Source organism: Gelidibacter sp., assembly GCF_053579655.1.
Genome location: NZ_JBMDWE010000011.1, coordinates 1 through 23,957, shown reverse-complemented (window position 1 = coordinate 23,957; position 23,957 = coordinate 1). Strand labels below are relative to the sequence as shown.

19 protein-coding genes, 1 pseudogene and 1 riboswitch are annotated in these 23,957 nt (G+C 38.0%); of the genes and pseudogenes, 18 read left to right on the top strand and 2 right to left on the bottom strand.

All coding sequences use genetic code 11. The annotated features are described in order from the left end of the window. Positions 1-11: 11 nt before the first annotated feature. The 11 genes and pseudogenes from ACOH2D_RS07480 to ACOH2D_RS07430 all read left to right on the top strand — a co-directional run bounded on the left by ACOH2D_RS07480 (position 12) and on the right by ACOH2D_RS07430 (position 15,242). Positions 12-464 carry an OsmC family protein gene (locus ACOH2D_RS07480; RefSeq protein ID WP_348037252.1) on the top strand — a complete coding sequence of 151 codons (453 nt, stop codon included), beginning with the start codon at positions 12-14 and terminating at the stop codon, positions 462-464. Continuing rightward, complete coding sequence (gene thrA / locus ACOH2D_RS07475; RefSeq protein WP_449534854.1) at positions 465-3,860, top strand: bifunctional aspartate kinase/homoserine dehydrogenase I; 3,396 nt, start codon at positions 465-467, stop codon at positions 3,858-3,860. Positions 3,861-3,926: 66 nt separating this feature from the next. After that, positions 3,927-5,099: a trans-sulfuration enzyme family protein gene (locus ACOH2D_RS07470; RefSeq protein WP_449534853.1), complete on the top strand. Its 1,173-nt coding sequence runs from the start codon at positions 3,927-3,929 to the stop codon at positions 5,097-5,099. Between the two features lie 101 nt (positions 5,100-5,200). Continuing rightward, a complete protein-coding gene (gene epsC, locus ACOH2D_RS07465; RefSeq protein WP_449534852.1) occupies positions 5,201-5,980 on the top strand; it encodes a serine O-acetyltransferase EpsC in 780 nt (259 codons plus the stop codon). Beyond that, positions 5,977-6,867 carry a cysteine synthase CysM gene (gene cysM / locus ACOH2D_RS07460; protein ID WP_449534851.1) on the top strand — a complete coding sequence of 297 codons (891 nt, stop codon included), beginning with the start codon at positions 5,977-5,979 and terminating at the stop codon, positions 6,865-6,867. Before epsC ends, cysM begins: the two co-directional genes overlap by 4 nt. A gap of 55 nt (positions 6,868-6,922) precedes the next feature. Next, a riboswitch (SAM riboswitch) is annotated at positions 6,923-7,059 on the top strand. Positions 7,060-7,110: 51 nt separating this feature from the next. Next, entirely contained in the window at positions 7,111-8,112 is a 1,002-nt protein-coding gene (locus ACOH2D_RS07455; RefSeq protein WP_449534850.1) for a homocysteine S-methyltransferase family protein, read from the top strand. A gap of 183 nt (positions 8,113-8,295) precedes the next feature. After that, the gene (gene metH / locus ACOH2D_RS07450) at positions 8,296-10,992 is read left to right on the top strand and encodes a methionine synthase (RefSeq protein WP_449534849.1); all 2,697 of its coding nucleotides are present in this window, start codon (positions 8,296-8,298) and stop codon (positions 10,990-10,992) included. Between the two features lie 420 nt (positions 10,993-11,412). Beyond that, positions 11,413-12,369 (top strand): methylenetetrahydrofolate reductase [NAD(P)H], encoded by a 957-nt coding sequence (metF, locus tag ACOH2D_RS07445; protein WP_348037984.1) that lies wholly within the window; start codon positions 11,413-11,415, stop codon positions 12,367-12,369. Positions 12,370-12,470: 101 nt separating this feature from the next. Continuing rightward, a complete protein-coding gene (locus ACOH2D_RS07440) occupies positions 12,471-13,568 on the top strand; it encodes an acyloxyacyl hydrolase (RefSeq protein WP_449534848.1) in 1,098 nt (365 codons plus the stop codon). Between the two features lie 345 nt (positions 13,569-13,913). Then, positions 13,914-14,354: pseudogene (locus ACOH2D_RS07435) on the top strand (PIN domain-containing protein). 138 nt (positions 14,355-14,492) lie between these two features. Next, entirely contained in the window at positions 14,493-15,242 is a 750-nt protein-coding gene (locus ACOH2D_RS07430; protein WP_348037982.1) for a head GIN domain-containing protein, read from the top strand. Between the two features lie 3 nt (positions 15,243-15,245). On the opposite strand, the gene gldA is transcribed toward ACOH2D_RS07430, so the two are convergent. Further along, entirely contained in the window at positions 15,246-16,142 is an 897-nt protein-coding gene (gene gldA / locus ACOH2D_RS07425) for a gliding motility-associated ABC transporter ATP-binding subunit GldA (RefSeq protein WP_348037978.1), read from the bottom strand. Positions 16,143-16,488: 346 nt separating this feature from the next. Here gldA and ACOH2D_RS07420 point away from each other — a divergent pair, with 346 nt between their 5' ends. The 4 genes from ACOH2D_RS07420 to ACOH2D_RS07405 all read left to right on the top strand — a co-directional run bounded on the left by ACOH2D_RS07420 (position 16,489) and on the right by ACOH2D_RS07405 (position 20,676). Further along, positions 16,489-17,319 (top strand): prephenate dehydratase, encoded by an 831-nt coding sequence (locus ACOH2D_RS07420; protein WP_348037976.1) that lies wholly within the window; start codon positions 16,489-16,491, stop codon positions 17,317-17,319. Then, positions 17,316-18,461, top strand: a complete 1,146-nt coding sequence (locus ACOH2D_RS07415) for a pyridoxal phosphate-dependent aminotransferase (RefSeq protein ID WP_449534847.1) — start codon at positions 17,316-17,318, stop codon at positions 18,459-18,461. The genes ACOH2D_RS07420 and ACOH2D_RS07415 overlap by 4 nt, the downstream gene beginning before the upstream one ends. Positions 18,462-18,640: 179 nt before the next feature. After that, the gene (locus ACOH2D_RS07410; protein WP_348036477.1) at positions 18,641-19,492 is read left to right on the top strand and encodes a prephenate dehydrogenase; all 852 of its coding nucleotides are present in this window, start codon (positions 18,641-18,643) and stop codon (positions 19,490-19,492) included. A gap of 101 nt (positions 19,493-19,593) precedes the next feature. Beyond that, entirely contained in the window at positions 19,594-20,676 is a 1,083-nt protein-coding gene (locus ACOH2D_RS07405) for a chorismate mutase (protein ID WP_348036478.1), read from the top strand. 104 nt (positions 20,677-20,780) lie between these two features. Here ACOH2D_RS07405 and ACOH2D_RS07400 read toward each other — a convergent pair whose 3' ends face one another. Continuing rightward, positions 20,781-21,425 carry a hypothetical protein gene (locus ACOH2D_RS07400; protein ID WP_348036479.1) on the bottom strand — a complete coding sequence of 215 codons (645 nt, stop codon included), beginning with the start codon at positions 21,423-21,425 and terminating at the stop codon, positions 20,781-20,783. An 86-nt stretch (positions 21,426-21,511) separates the two neighbouring features. On the opposite strand from ACOH2D_RS07400, the gene rsgA reads away from it, so the two are divergent. The 3 genes from rsgA (at position 21,512) to ACOH2D_RS07385 (ending at position 23,776) form a co-directional block, all read left to right on the top strand. Beyond that, the gene (gene rsgA, locus ACOH2D_RS07395) at positions 21,512-22,459 is read left to right on the top strand and encodes a ribosome small subunit-dependent GTPase A (protein WP_348036480.1); all 948 of its coding nucleotides are present in this window, start codon (positions 21,512-21,514) and stop codon (positions 22,457-22,459) included. Between the two features lie 465 nt (positions 22,460-22,924). After that, entirely contained in the window at positions 22,925-23,377 is a 453-nt protein-coding gene (dtd, locus tag ACOH2D_RS07390; protein WP_348036481.1) for a D-aminoacyl-tRNA deacylase, read from the top strand. 72 nt (positions 23,378-23,449) lie between these two features. Continuing rightward, on the top strand, positions 23,450-23,776 hold the full coding sequence (locus tag ACOH2D_RS07385) for a nucleotide pyrophosphohydrolase (protein ID WP_348036482.1): 327 nt from the start codon (positions 23,450-23,452) through the stop codon (positions 23,774-23,776). The last annotated feature ends 181 nt before the right edge of the window (positions 23,777-23,957 follow it).

Genomic DNA, 23,957 nt, shown 5'->3' with positions numbered 1-23,957 from the left:
ACCCCTAAATCATGAGCGAATTAACATTTAGTGTAAAAGGACACAGTGCTTCTGAGGCCAAATTTATTGCCAAAACCAGACAGTTTAAACTGGTGGTAGATGAACCTGAAGGTTTAGGAGGTACTGATGAAAATGCAAATCTGGTTGAATATATTTTGGCTGGTTTAGCAGGCTGTGTCAACGTAGTTGGGCATTTGGTAGCGAAAGAATTGGGATTCTCAATTAAGAAATTACATATAGAAGTGTCAGGAAACATTAATCCTGATAAATTATTTGGAGTTTCAAATGCTGAAAGAGCAGGTTTTAAGGAAATAGATTTAAAGTTAATTCCTGAGACCGATGCTTCTATTGAAAAATTAGCCGAATGGCTGCGAATTGTTCAAGATAGATGTCCAGTAAAAGATAATTTAACCAACATTACGCCTGTAAAGGTGAGTGTGGAAAAACAATATGCAGTTCAATAGATGTCACAATTAAATTACATCCAAATTCCGAATTATACCTTAGAAAGTGGTAAGACAATTGTTATAAAATTGTCTTACCAACTTTTTGGTAAACCTTTAGGCACGGCACCGATTGTGTTGGTCAACCATGCGTTGACCGGTAATAGCAATGTGGCCGGCGAAGGTGGTTGGTGGCTGGATCTTATTGGCGCTGATAAAGTGATTGACACCAATGTGTATACCATTTTGTCATTCAACATTCCAGGGAATGGCTATGACGGTTTTACTGTTGAGAATTACAAAGATTTCATAGCCAGAGATATTGCCAAATTATTTTTAGAAGGCTTGAAAGAGCTTAAAATCACGAAAGTTTTCGCCTTGATTGGTGGTTCGTTGGGCGGTGGAATTGCTTGGGAAATGGCGTTTTTAGCACCAACTTTAGCAGAACACCTTATTCCTGTAGCAACCGATTGGAAATCGACCGATTGGTTGATTGCCAATTGTCAAATTCAGGAACAATTTTTAGTCAATTCCAGTAATCCAGTTCACGATGCCAGAATGCACGCCATGTTGTGCTACAGAACGCCAAAATCTTTTAAGGAACGTTTTCAACGCAGTAAAAAGGACGATTCGGAAATATTTAATGTAGAGAGTTGGTTGTTGCACCACGGCAATAAATTACAGGAACGTTTTCAGTTATCGGCTTATAAATTGATGAATCAGTTGCTGAAAACCATTGATGTTACCAAAAATAATGGAGACGATCCTAACATTTTAAATGCGATCAATTCAAATATTACCATTGTTGGCGTCGATTCAGATTTGTTTTTTACGGCGGAAGAAAATCGCGAAACTCAAAAGCAATTGGCCTTAATCCATCCGAATGTAACCTATAGTGAAATCAATTCCGATCACGGTCACGATGCGTTTTTAATTGAATTTGATCAATTAGAAAAAATCATTGAACCCATTTTTAGACCAGATACAGCACATAAAAAAATGAAAATATTAAAATTTGGGGGGAAATCTTTGGCCAATGGCGAAGGTTTACAACGAACCCTATCTATCATAAAGAAAAAAGTAGAAGACCATGAAAAAATTGCCGTTGTTGTTTCGGCACGTGGGAATGCTACGGATGAATTGGAAGCTCTTTTGACCAAAGCATCGCATCGAGAAGCTTATCAAGATGATTTTGAAGCGTTCAAAACATATCAATCTGAACCGTTAAAATCTGTTGATTTTACACCTGAGTTTTCAGCGTTGGAAAATATATTCAAAGGCGTAGCGCTTTTGGGCGATTACAGCGATAAAATAAAAGCTGAGGTTTTGGCCGCTGGCGAAATCATTTCGTCTAAATTGATTACAGCCTTACTGAAAGCTGAGCATATCAATGCCAATGCAACCAATGCGACTACATTGATTAAAACAGAAGGCGATTATCTGAATGCACAACCTGTTGAAAAAGCGTCTCGTGAAAATGTTTTGGCACATTTCAAGAATTTCAATGGCACCACAGTGAATGTGGTTACAGGTTTTATTGGGTCGAATTCTAAAAATGAAACGACCTTATTAGGTAGAAACGGGAGTAATTATTCCGCTTCTTTATTGGCGAATTATTTAGATGCTGAAGAGCTTCAAAACTTTACGCACGTCAACGGAATTTATACGGCCAATCCTGATTTGGTGGCCGATGCTCAAAAAATTCGCGAATTATCTTTTGCTGAAGCCAATGAGCTTGCCAACTTTGGAACGAACGTTTTACATGCTAAAACCATCATTCCATTATTAGAGAAAAACATCAAACTTCGGATTTTAAACACCTTTAATCCTGATGATGAAGGCACTTTAATTTCTGCCAAAGCAAATACGAAGGAAGTGACCTCGCTTTCCATTTTGGACAATGTGGCGTTGATCAACTTTGAAGGCCGCGGATTGCTAGGGAAAGTTGGTGTCGATGCTCGAATTTTTAAAGCCTTAAGCCAACATAATATTAGCGTAAGCATTGTTTCGCAAGGTTCTTCCGAGCGTGGCATTGGTTTGGTCATTGATGCCGATAAGGCAACCCAAGCCGTAATTGCTTTGGAGCGTGAGTTTGAAAATGACTTTTACTCACAAGACGTGAGTAAAATTAGCGTAATTGATGACGTGTCCGTAATTTCGATTATCGGAATTGAGTTAGGCTCGTTTCATAAGCCATTCAATGCGTTGATAAAAAATCAGATTACCCCGTTATTATTCAATAATACGGTTACGGGCCGAAACGTAAGTTTGGTGGTCAGAAAAAATCAGCTTCATAAAGCGGTAAACGTGATTCATGGCGAAGTCTTCGGAATTTCCAAGAAAATAAATATTGCGATTTTTGGACATGGCGGAGTTGGTGGTGCTTTAATCAACCAAATTCTAAAATCGAAGGCCGATATCGAAAAGCGAAAAGGTATCAGTTTGAATATTTTTGCAATTGCCAATTCAAAACAAGTGCTATTAAATAAAAAAGGTGCCGATTCTGATTGGCAGAACGCTTTAGAAAACACCCCGAAAGGCTATGCCCTTCAAGATATTATGGACTTTGCAAAAACCCATCATTTAGAAAACCTAATTGCGGTGGACAATACGGCAAGTTCGGAGTTTTATCAAAATTATATTCCGTTGGTGGAAGCTGGATTTGACTTGGTGTCTTCTAATAAAATAGCAAACACGATTTCACACGATTTTTATACCGAACTCAGACGAAATTTGGACGATAACCAAAAGAGTTATTTGTATGAAACTACCGTAGGCGCAGGTTTACCGTTGATTGATACGATTAAATTATTACATGAATCGGGCGAGAATATCACACGTATTCGTGGTGTTTTCTCTGGAACCCTCAGTTATTTGTTCAATAATTTTTCGGTTCAGGATCAATTGTTTAGTACCATTATTCAAGAAACCATTGATAAAGGATTTACAGAACCAGATCCTCGAGAGGATTTCTCAGGAAATGATGTTGCAAGAAAACTCTTGATTCTAGCAAGAGAACTCGATTTGCAAAATGAGTTTGATGATATTTCTGTGGAAAATCTTATTCCAGAAGCTTATAGAGAAATTCCGACCTCTGAATTTTTAAAGCAATTAGATGTTTTAGATGACAAGTTCCAAGCGATAAAAGACCAACAGAAAGAAGGCCATGTGTTGCGCTATGTTGGCGATTTGTCGGGCGATTTATCACAGGACAAAGGAAATTTGGAGGTCAAATTAGTGTCCATTCCTTTAGATAGTACTTTAGGTCATATCAAAGGTTCCGATGCTATTTTCGAAATTTTCACAGAGTCCTATGGCGAGCAACCTATCGTGATTCAAGGTGCAGGTGCTGGAGCAGAAGTGACCGCTAGAGGCGTTTTTGGAGATATCTTAAGATTATCAAAACATATTAATTAGAAAAGAGCCACTTTCAGGCCAGACCTGTCAGGTTTTCAAAACCTGACAGGTCTTAAAAAATAATCGATGAGCAATTACAAATTCGAAACCGACGCCATCAGAACACAAATGGAACGTTCAGAATTCATGGAACATTCCGCGCCCTTACATTTAACTTCCAGTTTTATTTTTGAAGATGCCGAAGATATGCGAGCGTCTTTCGCTGAAGAAAAGGAACGTAATATTTATAGCCGGTTTACAAACCCGAATACCTCCGAATTTGTCGATAAAATGTGCAAGCTTGAAGGTGCGGAAAGTGGTTATGCGTTTGCAACAGGAATGGCTGCGGTATTTTCAACCTTCGCCGCTTTACTTAATGCGGGCAATCATATTGTGTCGGCACGAAGTGTTTTTGGTTCGACGCATACCTTATTTACCAAGTTTCTACCAAAATGGGATATAGAAACCAGTTATTTTAAAGTCGAGGAGATCGATCACCTCGAAAGCCTTATTCAGCCGAACACCAAGATTTTGTTTGTGGAAAGTCCGACAAATCCCGCCGTGGATATCTTAGATTTAGAATTATTGGGGAAAATTGCCAAAAAGCACAATCTTATCTTCATTATTGACAATTGTTTTGCAACGCCTTATCTGCAAAACCCTATAAAATTTGGTGCGGACTTGGTTATTCATTCGGCTACAAAATTGATTGATGGGCAAGGCCGTGTTCTTGGAGGCGTGACTGTCGGCAGAGCGGATTTAATGCGAGAAATTTATTTGTTTTCAAGAAATACTGGGCCAGCCTTATCGCCATTCAACGCTTGGATTCTTTCAAAAAGTTTAGAAACCTTAGGAGTTCGCGTCGATAGACATTGTGAAAATGCACTTAAAGTTGCTGAGTTTTTGGAAGCTCATGATAAGGTTGCTTTGGTGAAATATCCATTCTTAAAATCGCATCCACAATATGAGTTGGCCAAAAAACAAATGAAACAAGGTGGCAATGTTGTGGCCTTTGAAGTGAAAGGCGGCATGGAAGCGGGCCGTCAATTTCTGAATCATTTGAAAATGTTATCGCTTTCTGCCAATTTGGGCGATACACGTTCCATAGCCACGCATCCTGCAAGTACAACCCATAGCAAATTGAGCGAAGCTGACCGTTTGGAAACTGGAATTTCTGATGGATTAGTTCGGATTTCAGTTGGATTGGAGCATGTTGATGATATTATTGCCGATTTAAAACAGGCACTTGAGAGCGCTTAATATCATCAAGGAATTGAAGAGAGTCTTTCTGTAATGACGTTCTTTTAAGTTGGAGTTTTCTTGTTAATTTTACTTTAATATCTTTTTGCTACTCCTTAATAATGCGTAATATTGAAGGTATGAGCGCAACATCTAATTATCGAAATTCATTTACGAGTTATAATATTTGTCTAAAAGATACTGTAGAAACCTTTAGCAAAGCTCTTTTTTATATGCTATTCGATGAGGAATATCGAGAGCATAAAAGTCAGTTTGTTGAGGATACATTTCTTGAGATTACCTCAAAACTTCAATTAGATCATGGAGAAGCATTATGGCGTCAATTTGAAAGCCAGTTTACCAGTATTCGAAAAAAGCTTGATTTAGATGCGCTTGCTATACTTCAAGGAGATCCAGCGGCAAAGAATTTAACAGAAGTCTATTTGGCTTATCCAGGTTTTCATGCCATTGCCATCCATAGATTAAGTCATGCTTTATACAATCTGAAATCATTTGTTATTTCTCGGATGATGAGCGAGCATGTTCACGGGTTAACTGGTATTGATATTCATCCTGGAGCAACCATCGGTGATTCGTTTTATATCGATCACGGTACTGGGATTGTCATCGGCGAAACTGCAATCATCAAAAACAACGTAAAAATCTATCAAGGTGTGACCTTGGGTGGCCTTCAAATTAAAAAAAGTTTGTCAGCAACAAAACGACACCCAACTATTGAAGATAATGTCACTATTTATGCCAATGCAACCATATTAGGCGGAGATATTGTAATCGGTGCGAATAGTATTATTGGAGCCAATGTTTGGATAACCCAATCTATTCCTGCAAATTCCTTAGTCACCTATCAAACCGAAATACAAATTAGTACGCGCAACAAATGATTAGAAGTCAATCAATAATCGATCAAATTGGAAACACACCACTCATTGAAGTTAAAAACTTAATTTCAAAAAACGGAGTGCGCTTATTCCTGAAGTTGGAAGGAAAAAACCCTGGCGGAAGCGTCAAGGATCGAGCTGCTTTTAACATGATTTCTGAAGCCTTGACACGTGGTGAGATAAAAAAGGGCGATACTTTGGTGGAAGCCACTAGTGGGAATACGGGAATAGCCTTAGCATTTATTGCTCAATTATTGGAGTTGAAAATGGTTTTGATTATGCCGGAAAACTCTACGGAAGAGCGCATTAAAACGATGCGTGCTTATGGGGCCGAACTGATTTTGACTTCGGCTGATGAAGGTATTGAAGGCTCTCGCGATCTCGCGGAGCAATTGGAGCATGATAAAGGTTACTTTATGCTGAATCAATTTGCTAATGACGACAATTGGAAAGCTCATTACAAAACTACAGGGCCTGAAATATGGCGAGATACCAATGGCGAAATCACACATTTTGTATCCGCGATGGGAACGACTGGAACCATCATGGGGGTTTCCACCTTTTTGAAAGAGCATAATAAAAATATCAACATTGTTGGTGCACAACCAAAAGATGGGGCAAAAATACCTGGGATTAGAAAATGGCCTGAAGCTTATCTGCCCAAAATTTTTGACCGGTCTAAAGTAGATGAAATTATTGAAGTGAGCGAAGAGGAGGCAAAGCTCATGACTAACAGATTAGCTAAGGAAGAAGGTGTATTTGCGGGAATGAGCAGTGGCGGTTGCGTGGCAGCGGCTCTGAAAATTGCTGAAAAATTAGACCACGGAATTATTGTTGCCATTATTTGCGATATTGGGGACCGTTATTTATCTTCAAATTTATTTGATTAAAGTTGGTGAACCATTTTTTATGACCTAAATTCGCCTAAGTTCTTATTATTAATATTTGTTATCACGAAAGGCAGAGGGATTAGACCCATTGAAGCCTTAGCAACCCTTAATTCCTGCGTAGACGGGAATCTTTAAGAAGGTGCTAAATTCTACTTTATTCTGAAGTTATTTCAGGATTTAGACAGATAACCAAAGTGTATTTTCCTCTCACTTTCCTGATGACATTTTTATTTTTTTTACAAAATGTCAGATTTACAAAATTTATTACAACATCGTATTTTAGTTTTAGATGGCGCCATGGGCACTATGCTACAACGCTATAATTTTTCGGAAGAAGATTTTCGCGGGGAGCGTTTCAAAGATTATCCAAGTTCGCTTAAAGGCAATAATGATTTATTGTCATTGACGCAGCCACAAGCTATTGCTGATATACATCGTCAATATTTTGAAGCCGGTGCTGATATTGTGGAAACTAATACATTTTCCGGTACTACCATTGCCATGGCAGATTATAATATGGAGCATTTGGTTTACGAACTGAATTTTGAATCCGCTAAAATTGCCAAACAAATTGCAGATGAATTTACCAAAGCCAATCCTGAAAAATCGCGTTTTGTGGCGGGAAGTATTGGACCAACGAACAAAACTGCAAGTCTATCGCCAGACGTTAATAAGCCGGAATTTCGTGCCATTACGTTTGACGAATTGCGCATTGCTTACAAACAGCAAGTGGAAGCTCTGATTGACGGTGGTGTTGATCTGCTTTTGGTAGAAACTATCTTTGATACCTTAAATGCAAAAGCCGCTTTATTTGCGATCGAAGAAGTCAAAGAAGACCGAAATATTGACATTCCCATCATGGTTTCCGGAACGATTACCGATGCCTCAGGACGAACACTTTCTGGGCAAACTGTTGAAGCTTTTTTGATGTCCGTTTCCCATATTCCTTTATTAAGCGTCGGATTTAATTGTGCGCTTGGAGCTGACCAATTACAACCTTATTTACAACGTTTATCCAACGAAACCGAATTTTATACTTCTGCGCATCCCAATGCGGGCTTGCCAAATGCTTTTGGAGAGTATGAGCAAACAGCAAAAGAAATGAACGTGCTGATAGAAGAATACCTCAAAGATGGTTTGATCAATATCATTGGCGGTTGTTGCGGTACGACGCCAGAGCATATAAAGCTGATTGCGGATACCGCTAAGAATTATAAACCACGACGAGTCAATGTGCTAGCGTAAATAATTCCTTCCCTCTTGCATTGAGCTTGTCGAAATGAAGGGAAGGTGAATTCATCCCGCGAAATCGGGATGAAGACGGAAGGGTTGTTTTAAAAGATCAAAATGAATAATTCTTAACACCTTTAGGTCTTGAAAAGTTCCTGTGAAAGATGGAACCCTTTAGTTTCAGCGAAGCTAAATCTTATGAATAGAAAGAAAATGAAGAAACAAAACAAATACTTAACACTTTCAGGTCTCGAGCCATTAATAGTCACTCCTGAGAGTAATTTTATAAACGTCGGCGAGCGCACCAACGTCACAGGATCACGTAAGTTTTTACGTCTTATAAAAGACGAAAAGTACAGTGAAGCCTTAGATGTAGCGCGTGATCAGGTGGAAGGCGGTGCCCAAATCATCGACGTCAATATGGATGAAGGCATGTTGGATGGCGTTTTTGCTATGACCAAATTTTTGAATTTGATTGCCTCTGAGCCAGATATTGCCAAGTTACCGATCATGATTGATAGTTCCAAATGGGAAATCATTGAAGCGGGCTTAAAAGTTGTGCAAGGGAAATCGGTGGTTAACTCCATCAGTTTAAAGGAAGGCGAAGCCACTTTTATTCATCACGCTAAATTGGTAAAACGTTATGGTGCGGCTGTGATTGTCATGGCATTTGATGAAGACGGACAAGCCGATACTTATCAACGCCGAATTGAGATATGTGAGCGCTCCTATAGAATATTGGTGGACATTGTCCACTTTCCAGCTCAGGATATCATTTTTGATCCCAATATTTTCCCTGTGGCTACAGGAATGGAAGAGCACCGTTTGAATGCTTTGGACTTTTTCAATGCCACCAAATGGATTCGTGAAAACTTACCATATGCGAATGTTTCTGGCGGTGTGAGCAACGTGTCCTTTTCTTTTAGAGGGAATGATGTGGTTCGTGAAGCCATTAACTCCTCATTTTTATATCATGCCATTCAGCATGGTATGACGATGGGAATTGTCAATCCAACCATGTTGGAGATTTATGATGAAATTCCGAAAGATTTATTGGAGCATGTTGAAGATGTATTGTTCAACAGAAGAGAGGATGCCACCGAGCGTTTGTTGGATTTTGCCGAAACAGTAAGGACAAGTCGCGACTTGTCCGTAACTGAAAAAACTGTGCAAGAATGGCGAAATGATCCACTTCAAGAACGCATTACGCACGCTTTAGTAAAAGGTATCGAAACCTTTATTATTGAAGATGTCGAACAAGCACGTCAAGAAAGTCAAAAACCTATTGAAGTCATTGAAGGTCATTTAATGATTGGGATGAGTGTGGTTGGCGATTTGTTTGGAAGTGGAAAAATGTTCTTACCGCAAGTGGTAAAATCGGCGCGCGTGATGAAAAGAGCCGTCGCTTATCTTCAACCATTTATTGAAGCCGAAAAAGATGGCAAGCAAGCCTTTGCTGGTCGTGTGTTAATGGCCACGGTAAAAGGTGATGTGCATGATATAGGTAAAAATATCGTCAGCGTGGTTTTAGGTTGTAATAACTACGAAATCATAGATTTGGGCGTGATGGTGCCACCAGAAAAAATCATCGAAACTGCGATCAGGGAAAATGTAGATATCATTGGATTGAGTGGACTCATCACACCTTCCTTGGATGAAATGGTGTATGTGTCCAAAGAAATGGAAAAGAAAAACATCACTATTCCTTTGCTTATTGGAGGTGCGACCACCTCACGAGCGCACTCCGCCGTGAAGATTGCGCCAAATTATGCCCATACTGTTGTGCATGTCAACGATGCTTCAAGAGCGGTAACCGTAGTAGGGAATTTACTTAAAAAGGACAATCAGGTTTATAAGGAACAGATTCGTGAAGAATATGAGAAATTCCGTGAGCAGTTTTTAAAACGTGGCAAGACCAAGAATTTTGTGACGATTGAAGAAGCTCGGAAACGGAAATTTAAAATTGATTGGAATACTTCAGAAATTGTCAAACCCAACCAATTGGGTATTCAGATTATTCAAGATTTTGACCTTTCAAAATTGGTGGATTTTATCGATTGGAGTCCGTTTTTTAGAAGTTGGGATTTACATGGGAAATATCCTGATATCCTAATCGATGAGGTTGTAGGCGAACAAGCTGTTGAGTTATTTGCAGATGCTAAAGCCTTGCTGAAAATAGTGATAGAGGGAAAACTGTTGGGAGCAAAAGCTATTTTTGGATTGTTTCCTGCGAATACCGTAAATGATGATGATGTCGAAATTTATGATGAATCAGGGAATGTAAAAGCTACGTTTTTAACGCTTCGTCAGCAACTTGATAAACGTGAAGGTATCCCCAATTTTGCCCTAGCAGATTTTGTAGCGCCGAAAGATTCCGGAAAGCAAGATTATATGGGGTGTTTTGCTGTGACTACAGGTTTTGGAACGGCAGAGTTGGCAAAGGATTTTGAAGAAAAGTTAGACGATTATAACTCCATTATGATCAAGGCCATCGCCGACCGACTTGCTGAAGCCTTCGCAGAATATTTGCATAAAGAAGTGAGAACAATTTACTGGGGTTATGACTCCGTTGAGAATTTGTCCAATGACGAATTGATAAAAGAAAGCTATATAGGCATTCGTCCAGCGCCGGGTTATCCAGCCTGTCCTGACCATTTGGAGAAAAAAACAATTTGGAAATTAATGCAGGTCAAAGAACATATAGGCTTAGAGATAACTGATAGTTTGGCGATGTGGCCAGCTGCAAGTGTTTCTGGTTATTATTTTGCAAATCCCCAAGCCAAGTATTTCGGATTAGGAAAAATTACGGATGATCAATTAAAGGACTACGCCAAAAGACGTGGTGTCAGCAATGAACAAGCGGAAAAATGGTTGAGTCCTAATCTAGCAGACTAGAGTTAAATTACTCTATATCTCTCCGTGAATTTCGGTGTGTCTCTGTGAAATATGCTGTGACGCAGAGTTTCACAGAGTTGGCACAGAGGAACGCAGAGAAATAATAAAAAACAGTAGTCGAGCTACTTAAAAAAAATTATTTCACCCACGTTTCTAGAGGCGATAATTAAATATCAACGACCAAGCTTTATGAAGTTGACGAAGCTGCGTTAGCGATGACTCATTCATTCTTATTTGATAAATAGGAAATCGGGAAGCTGCGTTAGCGATGGAACGGTCTGTTTGAGCTCCTCGAAGAGAGCGAGTAGTGACAGCGCGACCTTTAGGTAACGCCAAAATAAAATAAATATTAATATGATGTCATAGAATACATTCGTGTATTCGTGGCAAAAAGAGATTTCCACTTTAGGGGGAGTAAACATGAAAGTAACAGAACATATCGCACAAGCCAACGGAAATACACAGTTTTCGTTTGAAATATTACCACCATTAAAGGGACAGCATATCAAATCTATTTTTGATAATATTGATCCGTTGATGGAGTTTAAACCACCTTTTATTGACGTCACTTACCATCGTGAGGAATACGTTTATAAAGAGCAAGCCAACGGCCTGCTTAAAAGACAGGTGGTCAAGAAACGTCCGGGAACGGTAGGGATTTGTGCGGCGATACAAAACCGCTATAAAGTGGATGCCATTCCGCATATATTATGTGGTGGCTTTACAAAGGAAGATACTGAGAACTTCTTGATTGATCTTGACTTTTTGGGCATTCAAAATGTCGTGGCTTTGAGAGGCGATGCGGTTAAAACGGAGACGTACTTCACACCAGAAAAGGATGGCCATGAATATGCCGAAGGTTTGGTAAAACAGATTAAAGCACTAAATGATGGCCATTATTTAGACGATGAACTCCTGAATACTTCAAAAACCAATTTCTGTATTGGTATTGCAGGCTATCCTGAAAAACACATGGAAGCACCAAGTTTGGATAGTGACATCCATTTTCTGAAAAAGAAAATCAAAAGTGGAGCAGAATATATTGTGACCCAAATGTTTTTTGATAATCAGAAATATTTTGATTTTGTTGAAAAATGCCGAAAAGAAGGCATTTCCATTCCTATTATTCCGGGCTTAAAACCTATTGCCACTAAAAAACAACTGAATTTATTGCCACATCGCTTTCATGTTGATTTGCCTGAGGCTTTAATTGCCGAAGTCATTAAATGCAAGGATAATGCTGAGGTCAAACAAGTGGGCATTGAATGGTGTATTCAGCAGTCAAAAGAGTTACAAAAAGCTGGAATTCCAGTATTGCATTATTATTCTATGGGAAAAAGTGACAATATTCAAACCATTGCTTCACAGGTTTTTTAAAATTTGCGGAAAGATAATCAGATCGTTAATTTATCAAGATAGATTCCTACAAAGGTTGGAGTTTTGATTATTCTGTTAAATTTGCTGAATAACTAAACGGGATGAAGCAATTAATAATAGGTTTACTGTGTTTAACGAGTTCGTTTCTGTTCGCTCAAGAGGAAGATCCAAATTTGTTCACTGTAGATTCCAATTATTTCTACGGAACCTTATTGGAGCACAATCCTGATATTGCACATTTGATCACGGACCATCCCACGGGCTTAATCTTAAGTTACAACAAAAAAACTTACGGGTTTCAGCCGTGGGAAAGTCGTTTCAACTATCCAGATTGGGGATTTTCTTTTGTTTATCAAGACATGAAAAACGAGTATTTGGGTAAAAACTACGGTTTATATGCGCATTACAATTTCTATTTTCTGAATCGTAACCTAAATTTCAGAATTGGTCAAGGTCTTGCCTACACGACAAATCCATATCATAAAGAGACCAATTATACGAATGGTGCCTACGGCTCCGATTTATTGAGTAGTACCTATTTCATGCTCAATTATAAAAAGGAGAATGTTTATAAAGGATTGGGGTTTCAGGCAGGCATTTCTGTGATTCATTATTCAAACGCCAATGTGAAAGCGCCAAATAACTCTACAAATACTTTTGTTTTTAATGTAGGTGCCAATTATATGTTCGATTATAAGAGCGAGCCCGACTTTCAGCCTTCTACCGAAAATAAAAAATTCACAGAAAAAATCAAATATAATATTGCGTTTAGAACGGGTGTCAATGAAAGTGATATTGTGGGCATGGGGCAATATCCGTTTTATAATTTCTCCATTTATGCCGATAAGCGCATCAATAGAAAAAGTGCCTTTCAGGTGGGAGCCGATGTGTTTTTTGCACATTTTTTAAAGGAATTGATTTATTATTATTCGGTAGCTTATCCTGAGCGCCATGTGGATCCTGATACCGATTATAAGCGTGTGGGTATTTTTGTTGGACATGAATTGTTCATTAATAAGATGTCTTTTATTACCCAATTGGGCTATTACGCTTATTATCCATACGATTTTGAAGGTCGCGTGTATGAAAGAATAGGTTTAAAGCGCTATTTTGGAGATACCTTTTTTAGTGCGCTAACGCTTAAAGCGCATGGTGCGAAAGCGGAGGCCGTAGAGTTTGGTGTGGGCGTGAGGCTTTAGGAAGCATGGAGCACGGAGTTGGAAGCATGAAGTTGAAGAACATGTTTCAAATGCTATCGAAATGTCGTTTTGATGGCGCAAAGACATAAGTGTGCATTTTGAGATAAAATTTTGGAGTGATTGAAAATTTTGACTACATTTAAATATGCAAATTGAAAGAACAAATAAGGAAATTTTAATTCGGTTATCTTCTGAAATCGACTTGATTGGGCTTCAGTGGATTATAGATTATCTAAAGTTCCGCGAAATCGCATCAAAAAGTAAGGTCTCCCAAAAGCAAATTGACGAACTTTCCTCCGAATCTAAATCTTCTTGGTGGAATAAAAATAAAAGTCGGTTTGTAAAGTGAACATCGTAGTTGATACTAATATCATTTTTAGTGGACTTTTAAGCCCCAACGGGACGATAAGCGATCTTTTGCTAAATTCTTCAGAGATATTTAACTTTTACACACCAACTTATCTCATAGATGAACTTGAAAATCACAAGGATAAATTCTTGAGAATCAGCGGGTTTTCGGAGAGTGATTTGGAGTTTCTTCAGCGCAATATTTTTAAAAAGATAGATTTGATTAATTTGGAATTCATTAAAGAAACTACTTGGCGAAAGGCCATCTAACTGACTGAAAATGTGGACGAATTTGATGCGCCGTTCATTGCTCTAGCGCTAGAATTAGATGCGCCACTTTGGACAGGAGATAAGAAGCTAATCACAGGGTTAGCGAAAAAAGGAATAGATTGGATTTTATCGACCGATGTTATTTCTAAAATTCGAACAGAATCATAAAATGCTTTCTGAGATTAACTTTCAAAAATTATTTAGTATCCTTTATTCTTCAAAATTGTTGAAGGTTTTCAAATCACTGTAAGTTTTGGAAATTAATGCTTTAAGCTAAGGGTTTAAAAATTATCCAAAAAATTTAGAATGAAAAAATTTATATACATCCTTATTGCCACGGTATTGCTATCCTGCAATGGCAAGAATGTGCCCGATTGTTTTCAGAATTCCGGAGCTATTGTTCAAAAGGAATTTACGGTGGCAGACTTCAATGAAATTATTGTTTTTGAACGTGTACAGCTCATTCTCAAGGATGCGCCAGAGCAAAAGATTATCGTAGAAACGGGCGAGTATTTAATGGATGAGATTGTGGTCAAAGTAGAAAATGGACAACTCATTTTGAAAGATGAAAATGGATGCAATCTTACTAGAGATTATGGAATTACTAAAATTTACGTCAGTGCGCCCAATATGACCAGCATCAGGTCGAGCACAGGATTGCCAATTTTAAGTGATGGTGTATTAAATTATCCTAATCTATCTTTAATTTCAGAAGATTTTGGGGCAGAAGGACTATATCATACCGTTGGCGATTTTCGATTGGAAGTCAATTGCACGAATTTGAAAGTAACCACTAACAACTTGTCTCATATATTTTTGAGTGGAGCGGTTGAGAATTTGACCATCGGATTTTATTCCGGAAATTCCCGCTTTGAAGGACGGCATCTAATTGCCCAAAACATCAGTATTTTTCAAAGGAGTAGTAATGATATGATACTGAATCCGCAGGTTTCATTAATCGGAGAAATCAGAAGTACAGGGAATGTCATTTTGGTAAATCAACCGCCTGTTGTTGATGTGCAAACGTTTTACTCGGGACGATTAATTGTGGAGTGATTCTTATTTTGCCGTTAATTCTCTAAAAAGACTTTCTAGGTTTTTGTTCTTTTGATTCAGTTGGAGGATTTTCAAACCATTATCGTGCGCGAAATCAAACACGGATGGACGCATGTCTTCTTTGGTAGAAAACGTTAATTCGTAGATGAAATCATGTGTATTTTTGACGGTTTGGATATGCTTTAAACGATTCAAAAAAGCATCTTCCACGCGATAATCAAATTCGACTTCAATAATCTGTTCCTGATCGGCTTTTAATTCTGATAGTTTTTTATCGGCAACAATTTGACCTTTATTGATAATGATGACGCGGTCACAAATGGCTTCGACTTCTTGCATGATATGAGTAGACAAAAAAACCGTTTTTTCTTTTCCTAAGGATTTGATCAAATTTCGGATATCAACCAACTGATTTGGATCCAATCCCGTAGTTGGTTCATCCAAAATCAACACTTCTGGATCGTGCAACAATGCCGTGGCCAATCCCACGCGTTGGCGATAGCCTTTGGAAAGTTGCCCAATTTTTTTATGTGCTTCTGGCGTGAGGCCTGTAAGCTCAATCACTTCATCAATCCGTGTTTTACCAACTTTATAAACATTGGCATTGAATGCTAAATACTCCTTCACATACATGTCTAAATACAACGGATTGTGTTCCGGTAAATAGCCTACCAGTTTCTGAACGTCTAAAGCATTTTTATGAACATCAAAATCATTGACTTTGGCTACGCCTTCAGAAGCATCAATATAAGTAGTCAAAATTTTTATCATGGTCGATTTTCCTGCGCCATTCGGACCTAAAAACCCTACAATTTCTCCTTTATTAATTTTAAAAGAAATAGCATTCAGCGCTTTTTGATCCCCATAAAACTTGGTAAGATGATTGACTTCAATTGACATGATTCAAGATTTTTGCTCAAAAGTAAGCATTTTAGTCATGCAATGAATTAACGAAATCGTTGTAATGAAAAAAGAATTGAAAAAACATTTTGTTTATCCAATTTATTATTTACTTTAGCGAAATCAAATTATGAAAACAATCAATTACACATATCACAGCTTTTTTTATTTCTTTTTTAGCAAAGGGAACGAGGCTTCGTATGTATAATTTATTCACTATAAATTTAATATAAAGGTCTCGATGAAAATCGGGACTTTTTTGTTTTAATAGGTTTTGAGAGTTTGTGAAAATGAATAATAACATTTAAAATTAGTTCCGTTTCGACGGAAATTCCAAAGATATAACATGATAAAATCTGTTGCCATACAAGGAGTTAAAGGGTCGTTTCATCATATCGTCGCCCTCGAGTATTTTAATGATTTGCTAGATGAAATTGATGAGTGTATGACGTTTGATGGCGCTGTACAGAGTGTTCTAACGCATAAAACGGATGCCGTTATTATGGCGATTGAGAACTCTATTGCTGGTTCCATCATCCCTAATTATGCCTTAATTGACGATAATCAATTGCACATTATTGGCGAGCATTATTTGGATATTCAGCATCATTTGATGGGATTGCCAGGGCAGTCCATGGAGGATATTCACGAAGTATATTCGCATCCTATGGCTTTGTTGCAGTGTAAGCAGTTTTTTAAAAAATACCCGCACATTAAGTTGGTGGAAGATAAAGATACGGCTGAGGTAGCACGACGCATTCAGCAAAAACAATTAAAAAACGTCGGTGCCATCGCAAGCCGATTGGCTTCAGAACTGTTCGAATTGGAAATCATTTCAGAGAGTATCCAAACCATCAAACAGAATGAAACTCGTTTTGTCATTGCAAAAACAAGCAATGGCGTTTTACCTGAAAATGAAATCAATAAAGCATCACTAAAATTTACATTGGATCATAAACGTGGCAGTTTGGCGTCTATTTTAAATGTGATGAGTGATTGCCGAATGAATCTTACTAAAATCCAATCCTTACCAAAAATAGAAACGCCTTGGAAGTATGCCTTTTTTGTGGATATTACTTTTGAAGATTACCAAGATTATAAAAAAGCAAAATCAATAATGGAAATAATGGCTCAAGAATTTAAAGTTCTGGGCGAATATAAAAATTCACGACAATGATCACTTTTGCAGATAGATTAAACACTGTTGAAGAGTACTACTTCTCCCAAAAATTGCGAGAAGTGAACTTGCTAAAATCCCAAGGAAAACCTATCATCAATTTAGGAATTGGGAGCCCAGATTTGGAACCGCCGGCGCGTGTCATTTCAGCTATTAAAGAAAGCATGAATGATGCCGTTGCGCATAAGTATCAAAGTTATCAAGGCTTGCCAGAGTTAAGGGAAGCCATGACCGATTTTTATAAGGAACATTATGGCGTCGCCTTAAGTCCATTGACGGAAGTGCTGCCATTAATGGGAAGTAAGGAAGGGATTATGCATATTTCTATGGCATTTTTAAATCCGGGGGATGAGGTGTTGATTCCAAATCCTGGTTATCCAACCTATGCTTCAGTCACGAAATTAGTAGGTGCAAAGCCTGTTTTTTATGATTTGGTGGCGGAGAATGATTGGTGTCCGGATTTGGTAACTTTAGAAAAAAGTGACTTGTCAAAAGTTAAATTGATGTGGGTTAGTTATCCACATATGCCGACGGGAGCAACGGCCAGCAATAAGGTTTTTGAGTCTATTATCGCCTTTGCAAAACGTCATAACATTTTAATCGTCAACGATAATCCGTACAGTTTTGTTTTGAACGAATATCCGCGAAGTATTTTGAAATACAAAGGCGCAAAAGATGTTTGTTTGGAACTTAATTCGTTAAGCAAAACCTTTAATATGGCAGGATGGCGCGTTGGTATGGTGTTGGGAAATACAGAATATATCAATGCGATTTTAAAAGTGAAAAGCAATATGGATTCCGGGATGTTTTACGGAATTCAAAAAGGAGCGATTGAAGCGTTGAAATGTTCAAAAATGTGGTTTACCAGTTTGAACAGCGTTTACGAAGAACGTCGTCAAAAAGTATGGGAATTAGCAAGTGCCTTAAACTGTACTTATGATGAAAACGCGACAGGATTATTCGTGTGGGCAAAATTACCAGCGCATTTAACCTCAGAGATCTTTATTGACAAAGTGTTGAAGGAACATTCCATTTTCATTGCGCCAGGCACCATATTTGGTAGCAACGGCGAAGGTTATATCCGATTTTCGTTATGTGCGCCATTGGAAGAGTTGCAAGACGCGATATCTAGAGTCAATTGAGTTTGCAGTGTTCAGTAACAGTTTGCAGTAACAGTAAACAGTAGGATTTATAGTAAGTAAGAAAGCCCCATCAGGGCGACATCTTTATAGCATCCATTTGAACGACATATTCGTAGCCACATATTTATAAAATAATTCGTTTTAAACGAAAAGCCCCAGGAGGGCGATATATTAATAGAATGAAAAATATATACATCATAGGGGTTGGATTGATTGGTGGGAGTTTGGCTCTTGACATTAAAAAACACGACCCTAAAGTAAAGATTTTCGGAATTGATCATAATGAAAATCATTTGAACGAAGCCATAGAACTTCATGTTATTGATGCTAAAGCCACATATGAAGATTTAAAAAATGCTGATTTGGTCATTTTATCCATTCCTGTTGACGCGGCAGTTAATGAAGTGGTCAAAGTATTGGACCTGGTTTCTGACGATGCCTTGGTTATGGATGTCGGTTCAACTAAAGCGGTAATTTGCAAAGCGATAGAGGATCATCCAAAGCGTCGTAATTTTTTGGCAGCCCATCCTATTGCGGGAACGGAGTTTTCTGGGCCCAAAGCGGCCATTTTAGGACTGTACCAAAATAAAACCAATATCATTTGCGAGGTTGAAAAAACGGCCTTCAAGCTTCAGGAAAAAGCACTTAAATTGTTTACAGATATAGGCATGCGCATTCGCTATATGAACCCTGAAGCACACGACAAGCATATTGCCTATGTGTCGCACTTATCACATATCAGTTCCTTTATGTTGGGAAAAACAGTGATTGACAAAGAGCGTAACGAACGTGATATTTTTGATATGGCGGGAAGTGGATTCGCATCAACCGTTCGTTTGGCTAAAAGTTCGCCAGAAATGTGGACGCCAATTTTTAAACAGAATAAAATCAACGTCCTCGAAACCTTGGATGAATACATTGAAAATCTGATAAAATTTAGAGGCTTTATGCATGACGATGACTTTGACGCCATCTATTTAGAAATGAAAAACACGAATTATATCAAAGAAATTTTAAACGGAATACAATAACAACAAATACCAAAAAAATAAAATTCCAAATTCCAATAGTTTTGGAACTGTAGTCTAAAGATTGGAATTTGGAATTTTAAACTTGGAAATTTTAAACAATTATGGAGAACAAGAAAGAATTGAGAACATGGTTAGATGATTTAAAGTTGGATCATCCCTTGGTCATTGCAGGTCCATGCAGTGCGGAAACAGAAGAGCAGGTATTAGGCATCGCCCACCAATTAAAAGATACTGACGTCAGTTATTACAGAGCAGGAATTTGGAAACCACGTACACGTCCGGGAATGTTTGAAGGTGTTGGAGCTTTGGGATTAAAATGGTTACAAAGAGTTAAGGAAGAAACCGGTATGAAAACCGCTACTGAAGTGGCGAATAGAGCACACGTTGAGTTGGCATTGGAGCATGATATTGATTTGCTTTGGATTGGTGCCCGTTCAACCGTAAGCCCATTTATTATTCAGGAAATTGCTGATGCTTTAAAAGGAACCGACAAAATCGTCTTGGTTAAAAATCCTGTAAATCCAGATTTACCATTGTGGTTAGGTGCGATTGAGCGTTTGGCTACGGCCGATATCAAAAAACTAGGCGCTATCCACCGTGGATTTTCGACCTATGAAAAAACGAAATACAGAAACAATCCAGAATGGCAATTGGCGATTGAATTGCAGACCAAATTTCCAGACTTGCCATTAATCAATGATCCATCCCATATTACTGGAAAACGTGATATGATTTTTGACGTATCACAAACGGCTTTAGACTTGAATTTTGACGGCCTCATGATTGAGACGCATACCAATCCAGACGCCGCTTGGAGTGATGCTTCACAACAAGTGACGCCTCAGACTTTGATTCAAATCATGAAGGATTTACGCATCAGAAAAGAATCTGATCCTGAAGCGGAATACAACACCAACTTGAGTAATTTGAGAGCGCAAATTGATATTGTGGACAATCAATTGATTGAAATGATTGGAAAACGCATGAAATTTGCTGACGGTATTGGCGCCCTTAAAAAGCAGAAAAACGTAGCCGTTTTACAAAGTAAACGTTGGAATGAAATCTTAGGGAGTATGGTTTTAGAAGGCGAGCGCAACGGATTGAGCGAAGAGTTTATCCTTAAAATGTTTAAAGCGATTCACCAAGAATCTATCAACCATCAAGAGAGAATTATTAACGGTTAATTTAAAAGAGGCTATCTTACTAAGGCAGCCTCTTTTTTTATTTCAATAAAATATTCCAGAAAATTATAAGACTAATTTTATAAGTTTAAGGAGTTCATTAACTACTAACTTTTAGTATAACTTAATCTTCGAGAGGCTTTTCTCATAAGGACATTTATTAAGTCTTCTGAGCTGCTTCCGAGTCCTCCTTTTACCTTTTTATTGTAATTCCATAATAAGGTGCCATCTTCTGCATTATGGACACTCATGTTAATTACAGCACTGTTTGTTGAACCCCAAGCTCCTAAAAATGCCAGTGCAATCGAAGCGCCTTCTGACATGGGTTTGTTGGTTTCAAAGTTACCAGAAATGACTGAATCGACACCTAGAATTTTAGCTAATTCTTGCGGTGTGTAATTAGTTATATTATTATAGTTAATATCATTTTTACTTAATATGGCTGTAGTTGTACGTGAATCTTGAATTTCTACAGTTTTCATATCTCCTCTTTTTTTACGTTTTAAAAACCAAGAGTATAATGCCGTTTGGATGCCTTCGCCTTCTGCTTTTTCTATGCGATCTAATTGTTCGCTCGAAATGTCCTTCATTTGCTTTGGTCTTAGCTTAACTTTTGTCTTGAATGGAACAATAGCGATGGTTCTGTGGTCTTTAGAAATTTGGTCAAATTGCGGATGTTCATAAAGATTGGTTTGGGCATTTAAATTTACAATAAATGTAAATAACAAACCTGTAAGTAATAATTTTTTCATATAGTTAGGTTGTTTTTAAAATTAATAAGCCAATATACATTTTTTAAACACCAAAAAATCGTTATTTTGTTGCTTAAATTTAATCAATGACAGGAACCGTTTATAAATCTACAGGAAGCTGGTACACCGTGAAAACCGACTTAGGTGCCGTGTACGATTGCCGTATAAAAGGAAAATTCAGAATAAAAGACATTAAAAGCACCAATCCGATTGCTGTTGGCGATGTGGTCGATTTTGATGTCGAAACATTGGATAATGTGACCAATGGAATCATTCATAACATTCAGGATCGGGAAAATTATATTGTCCGTAAATCGGTTAATTTATCCAAGCAAACCCATATTATTGCCTCTAATATCGATACCGTTTTTTTGCTCATTACCATTAATAATCCGCCAACATTGACGAGTTTTATTGATCGGTTTTTAGTATCTACCAAAGCCTATAGGATTAAAACCGTCTTGGTATTCAATAAAATGGATACTTACGACGACGAAAATGCGATGGAAGTAAAATATTTGGCTTCTATTTATCGAAAAATAGGATATGAGTGTGTTGAGGTTTCGGCGCTTACTGGGCAAAATATTGATCACTTAAAAGTTTTGATGAAAGATAAAACGAGTATGTTCGCTGGACATTCGGGAGTTGGGAAATCTACTTTGGTCAATGCCATTGAACCTGGATTGGACTTAAAAACAAAAGAGATTTCCATGCAACATATGCAAGGACAGCACACCACGACCTTTGCCGAAATGTTCGATTTGAGCTTTGGTGCAAGAATAGTCGATACTCCAGGTATTAAAGGATTTGGAGTCGTAGACATGGATAAGGAAGAAATTGGCGATTATTTCCCAGAGTTTTTCGCTCTAAAACAAAACTGTAAATTCAATAATTGTATACACGTTGAAGAGCCTCAATGCGCGGTTAAAGACGCCTTGGAAAAGGATGAAGTTTCTTTTTCACGCTATCGAAGCTATCTGCAAATCTTAGAAGGCGACGATGAGCATTACAGAACAGAGGAGTGGGTTAAGTAAGTGTTCAGTTGGCAGTCATCAGTTGGCAGTCATCAGTTGGCAGTCATCAGTCGGCAGTCTTCCCGCCTCCGCAATAGTTTCGGACGGGCAAGCAGTTAGTAATAGGGAGTTTTTAGTGGGTAGTAGTCATCTGTACGCAAATGTGAATTGATATGAAGGTGAAAAATCAGTGAAAATCAGCAGAATCAGCGTCATCTGCGTTCCATAAATGAGGGAGAGCGTGTTATAAAACGGTCAGGTTAATATCTGCGAGAAAAAACATGAAGTGAGAATAGCTCCACACTCAAAAAGGCTGTGACGCAAAGTTACGCAAAGGAGAAACAAAGCGCCACAAAGGACATCGATCTTAGATTTAATAATGAATAATTAACCTAAAAAAAGTCAACGATATTAGGGAGATTCATTCAGATTTTAAAAAAATATTAACAATTTAAAGGTCCCCTTCGGGGATTTAGGGGAAAGATCATGAAAGCAGTCATCCAGAGAGTTTCAAAAGCAAGTGTTATCATTGACCATAAAAAAGTCGCAGCTATTGGCTCAGGATTGCTCATTCTGTTGGGCATTGTTAATGAAGATACTCAAGAGGACATCCAATGGCTTGCAAGAAAGATTGCCAATCTTCGTATTTTTGAAGATGACAGTGACGTCATGAACCTTTCACTTCTTGACACTAACGGTGATGCTATTGTGGTCAGTCAGTTTACCCTTCACGCTTCGACCAAAAAAGGCAATCGACCAAGTTATATAAAAGCGGCAAAACCAGATATTGCCATTCCTTTATATGAAAGTTTCATAATGCAATTGGAAGTAGAATTATGTAAGAAAATACAAACAGGCCAGTTTGGTGCAGATATGAAAGTTGAACTTATAAATGATGGTCCGGTGACCATCATTATAGATTCCAAAAATGTAGAATAGTTACATTAATTTTTTCATATAAGATTGATGATTATAAGTTAGATAAAAAAATAGTCCTTAAAAAAATATAAAATGAAACTTCAAAACGCGCAAAAAACCGTAGACGACTGGATCAAAGCCCATGGTGTCCGATACTTTAATGAGTTGACCAATATGGCGCAGCTTACTGAGGAAGTTGGCGAAGTTGCCCGAATTATTGCACGTCGTTACGGCGAACAAAGTGAAAAGGAAAGTGATAAAGACAAGGATTTGGGCGAGGAACTTGCTGATGTGGTCTTTGTCGTTTTATGCTTGGCCAACCAAACCGGAATTGATCTTCAAGCTGCATTTGACAAAAAAATGGATCTGAAAACAAATCGCGATCACGACAGGCATCACAATAATGAGAAACTGAAGTAGGCGTTTGTTGTTTGTTGTTAAGTTGTTTGTTTCTACGAGGTAAGAATTGTGAGTTGTTGAAATTAGGTTATAACTATTCATAAATAATAGCGGTAATCAGTCTTTTTAGCGGGCGATTTTTTAAATTTCGTTATTCGTTATTCGTTATTCGTTATTCGTTATTCGTTATTCGTTATTCGTT

Excerpts from the sequence above, each read along its gene's own strand:
- cysM (WP_449534851.1), top strand. The coding sequence starts at position 5,977 with ATGATTAGAAGTCAATCAATAATCGATCAAATTGGAAACACACCACTC.
- ACOH2D_RS07455 (WP_449534850.1), top strand. The coding sequence starts at position 7,111 with ATGTCAGATTTACAAAATTTATTACAACATCGTATTTTAGTTTTAGAT.
- dtd (WP_348036481.1), top strand. The coding sequence starts at position 22,925 with ATGAAAGCAGTCATCCAGAGAGTTTCAAAAGCAAGTGTTATCATTGAC.
- ACOH2D_RS07405 (WP_348036478.1), top strand. The coding sequence starts at position 19,594 with ATGGAGAACAAGAAAGAATTGAGAACATGGTTAGATGATTTAAAGTTG.
- ACOH2D_RS07470 (WP_449534853.1), top strand. The coding sequence starts at position 3,927 with ATGAGCAATTACAAATTCGAAACCGACGCCATCAGAACACAAATGGAA.
- ACOH2D_RS07400 (WP_348036479.1), bottom strand. The coding sequence starts at position 21,425 with ATGAAAAAATTATTACTTACAGGTTTGTTATTTACATTTATTGTAAAT.
- ACOH2D_RS07420 (WP_348037976.1), top strand. The coding sequence starts at position 16,489 with ATGATAAAATCTGTTGCCATACAAGGAGTTAAAGGGTCGTTTCATCAT.
- ACOH2D_RS07430 (WP_348037982.1), top strand. The coding sequence starts at position 14,493 with ATGAAAAAATTTATATACATCCTTATTGCCACGGTATTGCTATCCTGC.
- metH (WP_449534849.1), top strand. The coding sequence starts at position 8,296 with ATGAATAGAAAGAAAATGAAGAAACAAAACAAATACTTAACACTTTCA.
- thrA (WP_449534854.1), top strand. The coding sequence starts at position 465 with ATGTCACAATTAAATTACATCCAAATTCCGAATTATACCTTAGAAAGT.
- gldA (WP_348037978.1), bottom strand. The coding sequence starts at position 16,142 with ATGTCAATTGAAGTCAATCATCTTACCAAGTTTTATGGGGATCAAAAA.
- ACOH2D_RS07410 (WP_348036477.1), top strand. The coding sequence starts at position 18,641 with ATGAAAAATATATACATCATAGGGGTTGGATTGATTGGTGGGAGTTTG.
- ACOH2D_RS07385 (WP_348036482.1), top strand. The coding sequence starts at position 23,450 with ATGAAACTTCAAAACGCGCAAAAAACCGTAGACGACTGGATCAAAGCC.
- epsC (WP_449534852.1), top strand. The coding sequence starts at position 5,201 with ATGCGTAATATTGAAGGTATGAGCGCAACATCTAATTATCGAAATTCA.
- rsgA (WP_348036480.1), top strand. The coding sequence starts at position 21,512 with ATGACAGGAACCGTTTATAAATCTACAGGAAGCTGGTACACCGTGAAA.
- ACOH2D_RS07440 (WP_449534848.1), top strand. The coding sequence starts at position 12,471 with ATGAAGCAATTAATAATAGGTTTACTGTGTTTAACGAGTTCGTTTCTG.
- ACOH2D_RS07415 (WP_449534847.1), top strand. The coding sequence starts at position 17,316 with ATGATCACTTTTGCAGATAGATTAAACACTGTTGAAGAGTACTACTTC.
- metF (WP_348037984.1), top strand. The coding sequence starts at position 11,413 with ATGAAAGTAACAGAACATATCGCACAAGCCAACGGAAATACACAGTTT.
- ACOH2D_RS07480 (WP_348037252.1), top strand. The coding sequence starts at position 12 with ATGAGCGAATTAACATTTAGTGTAAAAGGACACAGTGCTTCTGAGGCC.